Origin of the sequence: Prochlorococcus sp. ALOHA_ZT_50, assembly GCF_022447305.1 — a bacterium.
Taxonomy (GTDB): domain Bacteria; phylum Cyanobacteriota; class Cyanobacteriia; order PCC-6307; family Cyanobiaceae; genus Prochlorococcus_A.
The window spans coordinates 40,459-56,740 of record NZ_JAKVCI010000007.1 but is presented as its reverse complement, the minus strand read 5'-3'; the positions used below and the strand labels follow the sequence as shown (position 1 = coordinate 56,740).

Here is a 16,282-nt window from a genome sequence, read left to right as displayed (position 1 = left end):
TATTTTGTGGAATAAAATTAAATCATGAAAAGAATAGAACAAATTGTAGTGATTTTCATAGCTGCAGCTCTTGCAATTCCAAGTTATTGGTTTTTTTGGACTTTGGCTGGTGGAGGTGGCTACAACAAAAGAATAAAACCTATTCCTAATCCAAATAATAATTATTCGAAACCTTTTCCTAAAGACCTCCTCGAGCCTTGATTAACCACATTTTAGTTGCCTCATCATCAATAGTACTCAAATATTCAATAACCTCTTCTTTAGTCACAGAAATATTTAACTCGTTGCCAATATCGCATATTTTATCTAAGGCTTTTTTGGGATTAGTTAAGGCTGTCATAAACAGACTTTGTTTCTTTTTGGAATCGTTGGCTATTAACTTATAGAGCTTTTCAGCATTACTGGACATGTTTTTAAAATCTATTTATTAATAGATTATTACTTCAAGCTACATTTTGTTCATTATATTTATTATTAGATAAATCATTATCCACATCTTTTATCTCTTTTGCAGAGGCATCTGCCATACTTCTTGCGTCTAAACATAAAACTTTTCTTAGTTTCGCAAAGTTAGCTGCGTGAGATTTTCTACCATCTTTTTGAGCATAATACTCAGACTGCTGAAGAATATGGTGAAGATGAGTTAACAAATATGGACTAATTACAGCTGATACCAAAACATCACTATTTTCATTATCGTGAGAATCAGAATTGACTAATCTTTTTTTCGGTTTATCAATTATCGACCTTTTAGGAGAATCAATTTTTCTTGAATTTTTCATGGGACAATAAAACAATTAATTGATACGGACATAAATTTCCTTACTAATAATATACACAAAGATAGTATCCTTGACTAACTGTGTATACTAATAAGTAACAGTTATCAACTTTGACTCATGGCTACCCGCCAAAACTCAACTAATGGGAAGCCTAAATCCCCCAGAATTCAAGTAGTTCTTCCAGAATTAATATGTGAGCAATTAACTATTTTGGCCGATAATGAATCTAGGACAGTAAGTAATATGGCAAAAGTGTTAATACAAGAGGGTATAAAAAAATATTTCGAAAAAGAAAGTAAATCACCTGTTTCAGAAAATAATTTAAATACTGATAAATTTAGAGATGAACTTGAAAAACAAAGCGTCAGAAGATTAAAAAGAGCTCCTCAAAGGATTAGATACTATAAAAAATCTGATTAAAAATAATTAATTTTGAGGCAATTTCTGTAAATCTACAGTTTTACCCATGACTACCAAAATATTTCCTCTTTCCAAAATATATTTTGCTGGAGGATTAACTGTTAACTCTTCAGCAGGTCCTGCAGCAAGAACATTTACTAAATAATTTTTCCTCAAATTTAAATCTCTTAAAGATCTTCCAATAAATTCCTCTGGAACAGTTATTTCATCTATACCAGTTTGATTATCTAGTTCCAATCTTTCGATTAGGTTTGGTCTTACTAGTTCTAAACCTAATCTTTCTCCTTGCATCCTAGATGGGAAAACAACTTTATCTGCACCTACTCTTTTTAACATTTTTTCGTGCAAGTCACTGGTAGCTCTCGCTATTACTCTTTTCACTTTGCTACCTTCACTATCCTTAGCAATAAGAGTTGTAGTTATACTTGCTTCAATAGGTTCACTAATACCCACTACAACAGTATTCATTTCAAGAATTCCCGATTCCTTCATAGACTCTTCATCAGTACAATCTACAACTCTCGCTTCTATCGAAGGTTCTAATTGCCTTAAATCATCAATAGCTTTTTCCGAATAATCTGCAGCCAAAACATCAGCACCATTACTAATAAGTTCTCTGCAAACTGCGGTTCCAAATCTTCCAACGCCGACAACTGCAAAAGTGAGTGCTTCATTTTCTCTCTTTTGAGACCACTGCCACCAATCAGCCATAATAAAACTCAGTCAATCCTAAACATAAAGATCAGCCCTAGGATAGCCAATTCTCTTTTGTCTATCTATTCTACTCTTATAAAGAGCCTGCCAAAGTGCACTTAAAAGCAAAAGGATCCCAAGTCTGCCCACAAACATACCCACAATAAGAATAAATTGACCAAAATGATTTAATTTTGCAGTTAAACCAATATCAAAACCAACTGTTGCAAATGCAGATATGCAAGTGAACAGAATTTCTAGGAATGTGAATGATTCTTTTTTAACAAAAGTATTAGTTGTACTAAGCAACATTGCCATTAAAAGAACAAAAAGCAAAGATCCAACTGTGATTCCAACTGCCTTTAGAATAACTTTATCTGAAATTAATCTATTGCTAATAATTACATCTTTCTGACCTCTTAAAGTTGATCTAGTTGCAGCCATTAAAGCAATAAATGTAGTTGTTTTTATGCCTCCACCAGTACCTCCTGTACTTGCTCCAATAAACATAAGCGTCATTAATAATAAGAGGCCCGTATCTGAGATAGAGTTCAAAGAAATCGGAAAATTTGTAAAGCCTGCAGTTCTTGCACTAACTGTTTCGAAGATAGATGACATTAACCGTTCAAACAAATTTAAATCATTAAAAAATTGACTATTTAGCAATGATTCAGTGATAAAGAATCCTAATGATCCGAACAATATTAGAGACAAACTTGTCCTAATAACTAGTCTGGAATGAAGGCTTAATTTCTTATAAGAAAGATTTTTTTTATGACTCCAAATATCATCAATAACCCGCCAGCCCAATCCACCCATAACAATGAGAAAAACAAAAACACTATTCACCAAATAATTTGTTCTATAGTCTTGAAGACTATTTGACATTAACGAAAATCCTGCATTGTTATATGCAGAAATGCTGTGAAAAATCGAGGACCATAGTCTTTCCCAATTATTTTGAATGTCTACAAATCCAAAAGAATATAAGACAATTGCGCCCAAGGATATGATACTAATCGCAGTAATAGCAATGCTTTGAAAAGTTCGACCAATTCCTCCAACTCCAAATTCATCTAAAGTCTTTCCTTTATCTAATCTAGTTCTTAGCTTTGTCCCCTTTACAACAAACCCTTGTAAAAATGTTGTAATAGCCATTAATCCTAGACCACCTGATAAAAGCATAAAAGCCAAGAAAACTTGGCCAAAGAAATTTAAATCAACACCAATATCTATTATGGTTAAGCCAGTAACGGTTATAGCAGAAGTAGATGTAAAAAATGCTTCCCACAAACCAACCTTTGAAGATGAACATAATGGAGAACTCAAAATTAAAGTTCCAAGGCAAATAATAAACAAGCCTGTAACAATAGTAAATTGAGGTACAGATAGCTTTTTGTAAGCATCTTTTAACTTATAAACCTTACTTGTGAATTTCACGATATTACCCGTAATTTAAAATTATCAATGCTGGCACTGTAAATGACATTATAAGTGTTAATCCAGCTCCGTATTTTGCGATATCAAAAAATCTATATCTTCCAGGACCATAAACCATTAAATTTGTTTGATAACCCATTGGAGTCAAGAAAGATTGACTTGCACCGAATAAAACAAGCATTATTAAAGCGCTTGGTGAAATTTCTAAAACATTTGAGAATTCAATAGCAACAGGCAAAATCAAAGCAACCGAAGCAGCATTACTTATAAATTGTGTAAGAATAACTGTCGATACAAAAATTACGACTAGTGCAAAATACAGAGGCATTCCATTAAGGGCAAAGTTTAGATTGACTGCAATTAAATCTGCTAATCCTGTTACTTGCATAGCTACACTAAAGCATGATAAAGATCCCAACAATAAAATGACGTCTAACCTAATTGATTTTTGTATCTCTGCAGGTCTTAAACATCCACAAGCAACCATTGCAATCACTGCCAAAAGAACTGAACCTACTAATGGAATATTAGAAACCGAAGGCAAAACCACCATTCCTATTGCAATTGCAATCGATATAGGTTTTTTTATCAAAAAAGGTAAGTCATCTTCGAATTGATCTAAAATAAGCAAATCATTACTAGCTTGCAAACCTCTTATTGAATCTAACGGTGCTTGCAATAATAAAACATCTCCAGCCCTTAAAACAGCTTGGCCTAATCTCTCCTGAACAGTTTGTTGACCTCTTCTTAGTGCCAAAACTGTTGCATTATGACGCTGCCTAAATCTTAATTCTCTCAAACTTGCACCAGCAAGTGTTGAGCCAGCTGGTAAAAGGGCTTCAAAGGTCTTAGTACCTTCATCATCTGAGAAAACATTAGCTCCATCGAAAGATGTTTTGTTTTCTCCTAACAGAATGGTATGTTCCTGCTGCAGCCTAAATAAGTCTGCCCTTGTAACGCGGATTATTAATCTATCATCCGGTTCAATCTTTCTATCAGCCAAAGGAGGAAGAATAACTTTTCCATTTCGTTGCAATTCCAGAACATCAACGTCAAATCGTCTTTGCAATCTACTATTTCTGACAGATTGTCCAACTAATTCTGAAGTAGAGGGAATAGTAACTTCGGTAAAATATATATTCATATCACCATTTTTAATAAACTCCTTATCTCTCCCTCTATCTGGCAAAAGCATGTCAGAAACTAGAATCATATAGGTTGTACCTATAAGCCACACAGGAATTCCTATTGAAGTCAAACTAAATAATTCCAAAGCTCCATAACCTAATTGTTGACTAATATCACTTACAAGAAGATTTACTGAGCTACCTAATAATGTCAGAGTTCCACCGAGTAAAGTAGCAAAAGAAAGAGGTAATAAAACTTTTGATGGTGATATATTTCTTCGCTCGCACCAACTTTCAATTAAAGGTAACAAAGATGCTACTACTGGAGTATTAGGTACAATTCCAGATATTGGAGCAATCAAAAAAGCTATTAAAGAAATTAATTTCCTTGGAGTTCTAATACTTTCAGAAGAAATCAATTCTCTTACTCTGTCTAAAGCACCACTTTTAAATAATGCAGAAGAAACTGCAAATAAACCCATAAGGGTAATTAAGGATGGGCTACCAAATCCAGCTAAAGCTTTTTCAGGAGAAAGAACCCCTGTAGCTATAAATATTCCAACACATAACAAACCAGTCAATTCTGGCGCAATAGTATTTTTAATAAACAAAATTATTGACATTATTAAAACAACTACCGTTATAAACGCATCAAAATTATTACTAACTACTGCAATTAAATTCATACGAAACTTATTTAACTCAATATACCCAAAAACAATATTTCAAAAAAGTTTAATTGGAATTATCTTTTTTAAGAAACTTTTTAAAAATAGATTTTTTTTGGAATATCCATGAAGATGCAGATTTTAAGCTTTCAGTAATATCAGGCAACTTGGAAGCATATATAAGTCTTCTTGCCTCAAAAGCCAATTTCCCAGATAAAGTAACCCCAAGCCCAGAAATTGAAGCTTCGCCTATTCCTAAGCTAATCATTTCACCATTGTCTTTAAATTCAAAGGGTAAAGGATCCTTTCCTTGAATTAAAAGTTCTAAATTATTAGCCAGATGATTTCCTTCCTGCATAGCGACCTGAGCAGTTATGGGTAAATCCTCCATTCCTTCAATAACTGAAATATCGCCAATAGCAAAACAGTTTTTATGGTTTTCTATTTGCAAATTATTATTAACTAAAATTCGTCCAAATTTTTTTGTTATTTGATCAGTTTCTAAGTAAGACAAATTAGGTTTAACACCTGCAGTCCAAATAACAATATCTTTATCCAAAGAAGTTATTCCAACCTCACTAGAAATACTAATTTTAGTTTCTGAGACTTCTTTAACTGTGGAATTCAAAAGAACGTTGATTTTTCTTTTTTCTAATGCCTTCTCTGCTTGTTCTCTATTAAAAATTTTGTTTTTATTGAGGATTTCGTTTGATTTTTCTATTACATTAATTTCAAATTGGTCTGTAAATATATCTTTAATTTTGCATGCCAACTCGATGCCAGAGGGACCACCTCCAACTATGAATAACTTTTTATGCAACGCAGTATCTTGTGATTTTTTTAAAAAAGAATTTAATTTATTTAGATCGTGAACATCATTAAAAAAATAACAATTTTCATCTACACCTTTTATTAAAAAACTATTTGGAATAGATCCTGTACAGATAACAAGATACTGATAACTTAATTTTAAATCGTCACTAAATTCAAGAATATTTTCTTTGAAGGAAATCTTGGTTAAACAATTTCTTAAAAAAGTTATACCCGCATCAGAAAAAATATTTGCAAATTTTGGGGTGGCTTCCCAACTTCTTATTTCTTTACTTAAAACTTCGTACATTAAAGGTTTAAATATAAAGTTAGTTTCAGAATCAACCACAAGAATCGGTAAAGAAGGATTAAGATTCTTTAAATTCAAAGCAAATGTCATACCTGCAAAACCTGCTCCAACTATTACTATTGGTTTTTGTATTGATTTCATTAGAGAAATATTGTTATGCGTAAATGTATTATTAAACTATACGAATAATTTTTAAATTGAGCGAAATAAAATTAAACTCATAATCAAACTGAAGAATGATTGAAAAAATCCACAAAGATATTCAAACTAACTTGAGGAAATATAATCAAGAGCTAGTAGATATGAAGCCTCAAGGAATGCTTACATGGGGTTATGAAAAGTTTGATAATCAATTTGCTATTACAACAAGTTTTGGTATACAGTCATCAGTCCTTTTAGATATGGTCAGTAAATTATGTCTACAAAAAAAAATCAAAATATTTTGGATAGATACAGGTTACCTTCCTCCAGAAACATACCATTACGCTGAAAAGCTTATTGATAATTTATCCTTAGAAGTTGAAGTTCTGCAAAGTGAATTATCTCCAGCAAGAATGGAGGCCAAATACGGAAAACTTTGGGAAACAAAAAAAGAGAGTGATTTAGATAAGTATCATGAATTGAGAAAGATAAAACCTTTAGAAAATGGTCTAAAAAAATATGATATTTTCTGCTGGGCAAGCGGTGTTAGATCAAGTCAAACAGAAAATAGAAACAAAATGAAATTCATAGACGTAATTCGTCAAAGACTCTCTTTAAGACCTTTATTAAATTGGACAAATAAAGATATTTTTTATTATATGGAAGAGAATAATTTACCTGCCCATCCACTTTTTATCAAAGGTTATTCTTCTGTAGGAGATTGGCATTCAAGCAGTCCCGATGGTATTGAAACAAAGGGCAGAGATACAAGATTTGGGGGGATTAAACAAGAATGTGGAATACACACTAATAATTAAATTGATCATAGAACAATGGTCTCAGATATAAATTTTTTATTAGTAGGCAATAGTAGGCTTCATTGGGCAAAATATTCTAAAAATCAATCTAAATTCTTCCATACCAAAAAAGAGCAAAAAGTTCCCGAAAATATAGATCTTGATCAATTAATTTGGGCTTCTGTAGGAAAACTACCAAATTTTTTGCTGAAAAAAGAAAATGAAATAAAAACTAAAGATATCCAATTATCAAATCTTCCTGATTATTTTGGAGTTGATAGAGCTCTTGCCTGTATTGCCGCTTTAAAAATTATTGAAAACCCTTTCAAAAAAGATTTGCTAATTGCAGATTTTGGAACAATATTATCAATAACAAAATTGAATTCAAATGGATCTATTATTGGAGGTCAACTTCTTCCAGGTTTTCTAACACAATTAAAATCAATGGAACAAAATACAAAAAATCTTAAAGTTCCCAAAAAATATGATATTCCGATCAAAGATTTTTTAATTAATACAGAAGAAGCAATCTTAAAAGGAGTAATCAACTCTCTTACTGGCGTGATTAATAGTTTATTTAATCCCGAAAAGGATATTTTAATAATCTGTGGAGGAGACTCTCAATTACTCACAAAATCTCTAAAGACTCAAAAAGAAAATATTATCAATGCTCCTAATTTAGTTATGGAGGGGATGATTATTCACCACCTGTCCATAAAAAATTAGCTTAACCCAAGGTCTGCAATTATATGATCAGCCATTATTGCTGCTTTTACCTTTAAGTAAATTTTTTCGATGTTACCTTCAGTATCAATTAAAAAAGTATTTCTCATCATTCCCATATATTCTTTTCCCATGAATTTTTTCAGTCCATAGCTATCGTAATCAGAAGAAACTTTGAAAGGTTCAGGATCAGTTAAAAGAATAAAAGGTAAATTAAATTTTTCTATAAACTTCTGATGAGAGGATGCATTATCTTTACTAATACCAAGCACAACAATATTATTTTTTTGGAGTAAATCCCAATTCTCTTTAAAATTACATGCTTCTTTAGTACATCCTGGAGTATTATCTTTTGGATAAAAATATAGTATTATTCTTTTACCTTTAAAATCACTAAGAGAAACTTCTTTCTCAAAAGAATCTTTTAATTTAAATTCTGGTGCTTTGTCGCCAACCTTAAGAGCCATTGAAATTATTAAATGAGTATGAATATAAAATACCAAAAATTTGGTTTTATGAGATTAAAGGTGTGCAAGATGTCGCAACTGTAGAAGAAATTAAAACTGCAAAAAACCTAACAAATTCAAGATCAAAGATTTTTTTAGAAACAAGAGCTTATTTGCGACAATCACTTTCAACACTTTTTGATTTAGACCCCCTAGAAATTCCAATTAATGCTCATCCTGGAGAACCTCCAAGTTTACCCTCTGGCATGGGAAATATCAGTTTAAGTCATTGTAAAGATGCCATTACTATAGTCTGGCATAAAAGCAAAATAGGGATTGATATTGAGAGAACAGATAGAGATTTTAACCATATAAAATTTGCAGAAAAATATTTTTTTCATACCAATAAATCAAACCATAATAATTATTTAACAAAAAATATGATATTAAATCAATGGTGTGCTGTTGAAGCGGCTATAAAATGGGATCATGGAAAATTAGCTAAAGACATTAACCATTGGCAATTTTTTGAAAAGCCAAAAGAGTTAATTCATAAGAAGAAAAATATACATTTAAATTATTCACAGATTAACTTCCATAATTGGACTATCGCTTTAGCCTACGAAGAAAAAACTTCTTTTAATCCTGAGATTATTTGTTGTTCGAAAAATTTTTAGTTTTCTTTTCTTCTAAGCAGTTCTTCATATTGAGTTTTTTCCCATCCATTATTATTTGGTTCCCATATTTTTAAACCTCTTAAAGATTTAGGAAGATATTCTTGTGCGACCCAATTACCTGGATAATTATGAGGATTGACATAACTATTAGAATTATTTTTTAAATGAAGTGGAACATCAAAAGCATTGGTAGATTTGATTGTTTCAATTGCTTTAAAAATACTTTTCGTACTATTACTTTTTGGAGACATAGCTAAATATAAAGAAGCCTGCGTTAAAAAATATAATCCTTCTGGAAAACCAACTCTATCAAAAGCATCACAACAGGATTGTACAACTACTATGGCATTAGGATCAGCTATTCCAATATCTTCACTGGCAGATATAAGTAGTCTTCTAAAAATAAAATTAGGATCTTCACCAGCCTCCAGCATATTCGCAAGCCAGAATAAAGTTGCATCTGGATCAGAACCTCTTATGGACTTGATAAAGGCACTTATTACATCGTAATGATTTTGACCATTTTTATCGTAAACAATATTTTTCTTTTGAATTGCATCCTCTGCTATTGAGAGATTAATGTTGATTTCTTTAGCATCATTTTCAGCAGTTGTTTCTATGGCCATCTCTAGCGCATTGATTAATGTCCTTGCATCTCCGCCAGAAAATTTAATTAAATGACTTATAGCATCTTGAGTTAAATAAACCTTTTTTGAATCTTTTTGTTTTGAATAGTGAGTAATGACTTTTTGTATTATTTTCTGCAAATCATTTTCTGCCAAAGGAAGTAATGTAAAAATACGAGACCTGCTAACAAGCGCTTTATTAACAGCAAAGAAAGGGTTTTCAGTTGTAGCACCAATAAAAGTTATAGTTCCATTTTCTATTGAAGGTAATAAAGCATCTTGCTGAACTGCTGTAAATCTATGAACCTCATCGATAAATAAAATTGTTTTTCTTTTTGAATTTATTAATCTATCTTTTGCATTAGCGATTTCATTTCTTAATTCTTTAACACTTGATAATACTGCATTTAACTTAATTAATTTTGACCGCGTATTAAAAGAAATAATTTCAATTAGAGTAGTTTTTCCAACACCAGGAGGGCCAGAAAAAATAAAATTACTAATCTTATCGTTTAATATTGCACTTCTTAAAAGCGAATTCTCATTCAGGATTGGTTGTTGACCAAAAAAATCTTCCAAATTCTTTGGTCTTAATTTATCTGCCAAAGGTGCATTATTTTCTATTTGAGAATAATTAGTAAATAAATTTTCTGAATGCATATAAATAAAATCAAAAAATCATTACTTTCAATTCTATGTAATTACTGTAGGAGTTTCCATTTGAGTAAGTTTTGAAATGTTCAATAAAGCATCTAAATCATCTATTAGAGGTTTCAAAGCGATCTGAGGATTTAACGAAAGATTCTGTTGAGGATCGAAAAATTTCTCAAAGTAAAGTCTTAATGTTGCACCCTTAGTTCCAGTTCCAGAAAGGCGCACAATTACTCGAGAATTATCATCAAGGACCAATCTTAAACCTTGATTTTCACTTATGGAATTATCAACGGGATCTAAATATGAAAAGTTATCTGCAACTTTAACTAAATGGCCAGCAAAACTATTTCCTTTTAAATTTTCGAGCATAGAAGTTAGATTACCAAAGATTTGATTAGCAATATTTGAGGGAATTGCCTCATAATCATGTCTTGAATAATAATTCCTACCAAATTGTTTCCAATGATTCTGCATCAAATCACTTACCGAACATTTTTTCTCAGCTAAAACTTGTAACCAATACAAAACTGCCCATAGTCCATCTTTCTCTCTCACATGATTACTACCTGTTCCGAAACTTTCTTCTCCACATAAAGTAATTAAATTAGAATCTAAAAGATTTCCAAAAAACTTCCAGCCAGTAGGTGTCTCGAAACAAGGTATATTTAATGCTCGAGCAACATTATCAACCGCTGAGCTGGTTGGCATGGATCGTGCCACACCTGTAATACCATCTTTATAACCAGGGACACATTTTGTGTTAGCAGTGATAACTGCAAGGCTATCACTAGGATTTACAAAACATCCACTTCCTAAAATCATATTCCTATCTCCATCTCCATCGCATGCAGCACCAAAACTATAAGATTTTTTATTTAATAACAAATCAGCCAAGTGGGATGCATAAGTAAGATTAGGATCAGGATGTAAACCTCCAAAATCTTTTAACGGGTTACCATTCATGACACAATCATGTGCAAGACCCATTTTTTCAACAAAAATATTTTTTGCATATGGGCCTGTAACCGCATTCATTGCATCAAAGATTAACGAGAAGTCTTTTTTTAAAAAATCACTAATTTGATCAAAATCAAAAATTTTCTCCATCAAATTAGAATAATCTGTTAATCCATCAATAATTTCTAAGGTAGTTTCGTCGTAAGGATAAGTTCCATATTCACTAAAATCAGGTAATTGAATTTTACAAATTTTATAACTAGTTAGTAATTGTGAAGCCTTGAAAATCTTATTAGTAATTATCTCAGGAGCTGGGCCACCATTAGAGATATTCAATTTCACTCCAAAGTCGCCATCAATCCCACCAGGATTATGGCTTGCAGAAAGAATAATTCCACCAATAGCGTTTTCTTTTCTAATTAAATGTGATGTCGCAGGAGTAGATAATAAACCGTATTTTGGAACAATAACCTTTTGAACTTTATGAGCAATGCATATTTGGACAATTTTTTCTATTGCTTCAATATTGCCATATCTGCCATCACCACCAACTACTAATGTTGAACCTTTTAAATCTTCTAATGATTGTAAGATTGCTTCAATAAAAACTTCTAGATAATGTTCTTCCTGAAACTTTAAAGTACTTTTTCTTAATCCAGAGGTACCTGGTTTTTGATCTAGAAAAGGAGAATTGATATTAATTACACTAACTTGATTCATATTTTTAAGAAACTTCCAAAAATCTAACTAAATTAATGAGGCATTTCGGAAGTTCTTAACATAGCGATAAACCATAATGAAGAAATTAATAATGCACTAAGAATTCCATAGTTAACACCAAATTTAGAAATTGTAATTGGAACTATTAGTGGAAACGTTAATGCCCCAAACAATGGAGTAAAAGCTACAATTTTTTTCAGCATTAATTTAATTTATTAAAACCATTCAGTCTCAGCATTATCTTTTTCATTAGTATCGTCAAGTGGTGTAGTTCTATCAAATTTCATTGATATACTTTTTTCTTGCTCACCAGATACATCAACAGCTTTAATATCATATTTTTGAGTCCCGTCTCTAAATGGAACTTGAATTCTAAAAGTACCATCTGCAGCAAGAGGTACATCTTCTCCACCTATTGTCAGTTTTGCAGAAGGCTCTGTAGCTCCATAAACAATTAATTCAGCATCAGCAACGAGCCAAAAAGATCTATTTTTAACAATTCCGCTTCCAGAATCATTTAAACCTGATGACCATTTACCAGCACCTGAGTCTGTAAGATTATCATTGAGGTTTGTTGAATTTACATTTTCCATAAATTCTTCAGAACCAACTTTTCTTCTGAGAGGAATGTTAGTTGCTGCTTGGTATAACCTTTCATGCATACCATTTTGTTCTGAAACAACAGGATTAGAAATATCTGGGATTGACTCAGAAGTAGAATCTAAATTAAAAGGTACAAATTTATCAAGAATTTGCTCAGAAGGATGAGACCCAGGAACATGGCTTATCGAAGAAAATGCCAATGACATCCAGTTAAAACCATATTTGTAACCTAATTCAACTTTATAATCTCTATCTGCAAGTGGGATTGGCAAGTACCACTCAGTACTGTAACTATCAACTGCTATCTCCCTTAGTGTTCCTTGATTCAAGTTGCTTCCTTCAGAACCAGATGCATCAAATAATCGTAAACATAATTTATTGGCTCCCAAAGATTGTGCTTTTTCTCTATCTGCATCAGAAATTTGCCAAAAAACATAAGCCCAATCTGGATCTCGGGGTAAGAAAACTACATTTGTTTTAACTTCTTCACTACTGTTGAAAGCATTGGACTCAGTAGTTAATTCAGGTTTTAATTCAGGTGGAGTGGTATATGTTTTTTTTGTAGATTTTTCTTGATATTTAAGTATTAAATCAACTAAAACAGCTTTTGTTTTGCGACTGTAAAGCGGAACCGATAATTTACTTGCTTCTTGACGTAATTGTCTGAGGGTTAGTGAGAGTAATTGATCTTTATTCATGATCCCATCAGCCACTTTAAATTCTCCGTTTTTGTTTGGGATCAGTATGTTCTTTTTTTTTAGGAATTGTGTGTCTTTTTGGCCTGTCGTCAGGATCCTCTGACTACTAAAAAATTCTCAAAATTGATATTTCTCTTCAAAACAGTTGGTATCAAAGAAATTAATTAATTTTCAGATCTTTTTGAAATGTAAATTAATTTTCTTTTTTTTTAAATTTTATTACCTGAATTTGTTAACGACTCAACAAAAATATATTTTTTCTTCGGGATCAGTTAAATAAAAGAGAATTCAGCGTTGTTCAACTAGAAGTACTAAATCATCTATCTCTAAATCCTCAATACTTTTACCTATTTTTTTTGAAAAAGTACTTAATTTTTTCGAAGTGGATTCTAACTGCTCATAAAAAAGATCACTAAATTTTTTATCATCAAATTTTTTGGATTGGTTATCACACCATTCTCTCAGGGGATTTTTATTTTGATATTCCAAACTATTATCTACATTGATAATTTTTAAAATCTGAAGGCAATGAGCGAGTATTCTTAAATGATGTTTCTGCATTATAGGTAGATCAAGATTATCAATTTCTTGAATAGTTTCTATGTTTAATGGGTTAGACAAGGGATCAAGATGATTAGACATTAATTTTTAGTTTTAATAAAGGAAAAAAACTCAATATTGGGGGTATCTTTCGTTAGAGTATATAAAGCTAATTGTAATAAGTTATTTTTGATAACATGGTCAACGAAAATTTAGTTAAAGATGTAGTAAAAGAGCCTTACAAATATGGTTTCGTTACTGATATTGAAACTGAAAAAATAGAAAAGGGATTAAATGAAGATATCATAAAATTAATTTCACAGAAAAAAGAAGAGCCAAAATTTCTTCTTGATTTTAGATTAAAAGCCTTTAAAAAATGGCAAAAAATGAAAGAGCCTGATTGGGCAGCATTAGGATATAAAAAAATTGATTATCAAGATATTATTTATTACTCTGCTCCTAAGCAAAAAGAGAAAATTTCTAGCTTAGATGAAGTTGATCCCAAACTTCTTGAGACTTTTGACAAATTAGGAATACCCCTCACGGAGCAAAAAAAACTCACAAATGTAGCAGTAGATGCTGTCTTTGATAGTGTTTCTATAGCCACAACTTTTAGAGAAGAACTTGCTGAACATGGAGTTATATTTTGCTCAATTAGTGAAGCAGTAAAAAATCACGCGGATTTGATTGAAAAATATTTAGGTACAGTAGTTCCAGCTAGTGATAATTATTTTGCAGCACTAAATTCTGCAGTTTTTAGTGATGGTTCTTTTGTTTATATCCCAAAAGGTGTTACCTGCCCTATGGATCTATCTTCCTACTTCAGAATTAATAGTGGAGATTCAGGACAATTCGAAAGAACACTAATCATTGCTGAAGAATCAAGTTCTGTAAGTTATCTAGAAGGTTGTACAGCTCCAATGTTTGATACAAATACCCTACATGCAGCAGTTGTAGAGCTTATAGCATTAGACGACGCCTCAATAAAATATTCAACAGTGCAAAATTGGTATGCTGGTGATGAAGAAGGTATTGGCGGAATTTTTAATTTTGTCACCAAGAGAGGAAAATGTTTAGGTAAGAGAAGTAAAATTAGCTGGTCTCAAGTTGAAACAGGGTCTGCAATTACATGGAAATATCCTAGCTGTCTTCTTTTAGGGGAAGAATCTGTAGGAGAATTTTATTCAGTGGCTCTCACCAATAATCTTCAGCAAGCAGATACCGGCACAAAAATGATCCATATTGGTCCTAAGACCAAATCAACTATTGTTAGCAAAGGTATTAGTGCAGGTAACTCAAAAAATAGCTATAGAGGTCTTGTCAAAATGGGAACAAAAGCTACAGGATCAAGAAATTACAGTCAATGTGATTCAATGTTAATAGGGGATCAAGCTTCTGCAAATACATTCCCTTACATCAAATCTCAACAACCCAATTCTGAAATTGAGCATGAAGCAAGCACATGTAGAATCTCAGAAGACCAACTTTTTTATCTCCAAAGCAGAGGTATAGAATTTGAGGAGGCAGTATCTATGATGGTCAGCGGTTTTTGCAGAGATGTATTTAATCAATTACCTATGGAATTTGCTGCTGAAGCAGATAAGTTACTGGCACTTAAACTAGAGGGATCAGTAGGTTAATTAATCAATTTCTAAACTGAAATGCAAAGTAAAATGAAAGAATCAGATCCAATTTTAGAAGTTGAAAATCTCTCTGCATCTACTGATAATCTTCCAATTTTAAAAGGGGTTTCACTTACTGTCTATCCTGGAGAAATCCATGCCATTATGGGAAGAAATGGATGTGGCAAAAGTACTCTTTCGAAAATCATTGCAGGACATCCCTCGTATAATATTACAAATGGCGACATAAAATTTTTAGGTGAAAACATCAACTCTCTAGAACCTGAAGAGAGATCTCAATCAGGAATTTTTCTTGGTTTTCAATATCCAATTGAGATTCCAGGTGTAAGTAATCTTGAGTTTCTTAGAGTTTCAACTAATGCTAGAAGGAAATTCCTCAACAAAGAAGAATTGGATACTTTTGATTTTGAAGAATTAGTTAAAGAAAAGTTAGAAATTGTGAAAATGGATCACGCATTCCTATCAAGGAGTGTAAATCAAGGCTTTTCCGGAGGTGAAAAAAAAAGAAATGAGATTCTGCAAATGGCTTTACTTGAGCCCAAGATAGCAATATTAGATGAGACCGATTCTGGTCTAGATATCGATGCTCTAAGAATAGTGGCATCAGGAATTAAAAAAATATCTAATGCACAAACTGGAATTATACTTATTACCCACTATCAAAGATTATTAGATGAAATTAAACCAAATTATGTCCATGTTATGTCAGACGGACAAATCATAAAAACTGGTGAGAGTGATCTTGCTCTAGAGCTTGAGGAAAAAGGGTATGAATGGACTGATAACTTTATAAAAGAGACCTAAACA

19 protein-coding genes are annotated in these 16,282 nt (G+C 31.9%); 7 read left to right on the top strand and 12 right to left on the bottom strand.

The features are described from left to right. The first annotated feature begins 24 nt into the window (after positions 1-24). Positions 25-201 (top strand): hypothetical protein, encoded by a 177-nt coding sequence (locus MK115_RS02120; protein ID WP_187151072.1) that lies wholly within the window; start codon positions 25-27, stop codon positions 199-201. Here MK115_RS02120 and MK115_RS02115 read toward each other — a convergent pair. After that, positions 179-409, bottom strand: coding sequence for a DUF8665 family protein (locus MK115_RS02115; RefSeq protein ID WP_011817578.1), 231 nt, complete (start codon positions 407-409; stop codon positions 179-181). The genes MK115_RS02120 and MK115_RS02115 overlap by 23 nt on opposite strands. 34 nt (positions 410-443) lie before the next feature. Continuing rightward, on the bottom strand, positions 444-782 hold the full coding sequence (locus MK115_RS02110; RefSeq protein WP_025943187.1) for a DUF8682 family protein: 339 nt from the start codon (positions 780-782) through the stop codon (positions 444-446). 117 nt (positions 783-899) lie between these two features. Here MK115_RS02110 and MK115_RS02105 point away from each other — a divergent pair, with 117 nt between their 5' ends. Then, the gene (locus MK115_RS02105) at positions 900-1,202 is read left to right on the top strand and encodes a ribbon-helix-helix domain-containing protein (RefSeq protein ID WP_011862126.1); all 303 of its coding nucleotides are present in this window, start codon (positions 900-902) and stop codon (positions 1,200-1,202) included. 6 nt (positions 1,203-1,208) lie between these two features. Here MK115_RS02105 and MK115_RS02100 read toward each other — a convergent pair whose 3' ends face one another. Genes MK115_RS02100 through MK115_RS02085 form a run of 4 tightly spaced genes read right to left on the bottom strand, consistent with a single transcriptional unit; the run spans position 1,209 to position 6,391 of the window. Then, positions 1,209-1,913, bottom strand: a complete 705-nt coding sequence (locus MK115_RS02100; RefSeq protein ID WP_011862125.1) for a potassium channel family protein — start codon at positions 1,911-1,913, stop codon at positions 1,209-1,211. Positions 1,914-1,931: 18 nt separating this feature from the next. Continuing rightward, on the bottom strand, positions 1,932-3,335 hold the full coding sequence (locus MK115_RS02095; RefSeq protein ID WP_287608751.1) for a potassium transporter TrkG: 1,404 nt from the start codon (positions 3,333-3,335) through the stop codon (positions 1,932-1,934). A 4-nt stretch (positions 3,336-3,339) separates the two neighbouring features. Next, positions 3,340-5,148: an SLC13 family permease gene (locus MK115_RS02090; protein WP_287608750.1), complete on the bottom strand. Its 1,809-nt coding sequence runs from the start codon at positions 5,146-5,148 to the stop codon at positions 3,340-3,342. A gap of 49 nt (positions 5,149-5,197) precedes the next feature. After that, positions 5,198-6,391, bottom strand: a complete 1,194-nt coding sequence (locus MK115_RS02085; RefSeq protein ID WP_287608748.1) for an NAD(P)/FAD-dependent oxidoreductase — start codon at positions 6,389-6,391, stop codon at positions 5,198-5,200. A gap of 95 nt (positions 6,392-6,486) precedes the next feature. Between MK115_RS02085 and MK115_RS02080 the strand changes: the two genes are divergently transcribed. Further along, a complete protein-coding gene (locus MK115_RS02080) occupies positions 6,487-7,209 on the top strand; it encodes a phosphoadenylyl-sulfate reductase (protein ID WP_287608747.1) in 723 nt (240 codons plus the stop codon). Positions 7,210-7,224: 15 nt separating this feature from the next. Further along, on the top strand, positions 7,225-7,914 hold the full coding sequence (locus tag MK115_RS02075; RefSeq protein ID WP_287608745.1) for a type III pantothenate kinase: 690 nt from the start codon (positions 7,225-7,227) through the stop codon (positions 7,912-7,914). On the opposite strand, the gene bcp is transcribed toward MK115_RS02075, so the two are convergent. After that, entirely contained in the window at positions 7,911-8,378 is a 468-nt protein-coding gene (gene bcp / locus MK115_RS02070) for a thioredoxin-dependent thiol peroxidase (RefSeq protein WP_032516873.1), read from the bottom strand. The genes MK115_RS02075 and bcp overlap by 4 nt on opposite strands. Between bcp and MK115_RS02065 the strand changes: the two genes are divergently transcribed. Next, positions 8,378-9,034: a 4'-phosphopantetheinyl transferase family protein gene (locus MK115_RS02065; protein ID WP_287608743.1), complete on the top strand. Its 657-nt coding sequence runs from the start codon at positions 8,378-8,380 to the stop codon at positions 9,032-9,034. The genes bcp and MK115_RS02065 overlap by 1 nt on opposite strands. Here the strand turns inward: MK115_RS02065 and MK115_RS02060 are convergent. The 5 genes from MK115_RS02060 to MK115_RS02040 form a co-directional block, all read right to left on the bottom strand. Then, positions 9,031-10,320, bottom strand: a complete 1,290-nt coding sequence (locus MK115_RS02060) for an AAA family ATPase (RefSeq protein WP_287608741.1) — start codon at positions 10,318-10,320, stop codon at positions 9,031-9,033. The genes MK115_RS02065 and MK115_RS02060 overlap by 4 nt on opposite strands. 33 nt (positions 10,321-10,353) lie before the next feature. Continuing rightward, a complete protein-coding gene (locus tag MK115_RS02055) occupies positions 10,354-11,991 on the bottom strand; it encodes an alpha-D-glucose phosphate-specific phosphoglucomutase (RefSeq protein ID WP_287608739.1) in 1,638 nt (545 codons plus the stop codon). A 32-nt stretch (positions 11,992-12,023) separates the two neighbouring features. After that, positions 12,024-12,194, bottom strand: coding sequence for a DUF8677 family protein (locus MK115_RS02050; protein WP_011375642.1), 171 nt, complete (start codon positions 12,192-12,194; stop codon positions 12,024-12,026). A gap of 12 nt (positions 12,195-12,206) precedes the next feature. Next, complete coding sequence (locus tag MK115_RS02045; RefSeq protein ID WP_287608733.1) at positions 12,207-13,307, bottom strand: DUF4912 domain-containing protein; 1,101 nt, start codon at positions 13,305-13,307, stop codon at positions 12,207-12,209. A 273-nt stretch (positions 13,308-13,580) separates the two neighbouring features. Next, entirely contained in the window at positions 13,581-13,934 is a 354-nt protein-coding gene (locus MK115_RS02040; RefSeq protein WP_287608731.1) for an NDH complex assembly factor CRR9, read from the bottom strand. Between the two features lie 95 nt (positions 13,935-14,029). On the opposite strand from MK115_RS02040, the gene sufB reads away from it, so the two are divergent. Both sufB and sufC read left to right on the top strand, forming a co-directional pair. Beyond that, a complete protein-coding gene (sufB, locus tag MK115_RS02035) occupies positions 14,030-15,472 on the top strand; it encodes a Fe-S cluster assembly protein SufB (protein ID WP_079298087.1) in 1,443 nt (480 codons plus the stop codon). Between the two features lie 21 nt (positions 15,473-15,493). Next, positions 15,494-16,279 carry a Fe-S cluster assembly ATPase SufC gene (gene sufC / locus MK115_RS02030; RefSeq protein WP_287608729.1) on the top strand — a complete coding sequence of 262 codons (786 nt, stop codon included), beginning with the start codon at positions 15,494-15,496 and terminating at the stop codon, positions 16,277-16,279. Positions 16,280-16,282: the final 3 nt, after the last annotated feature.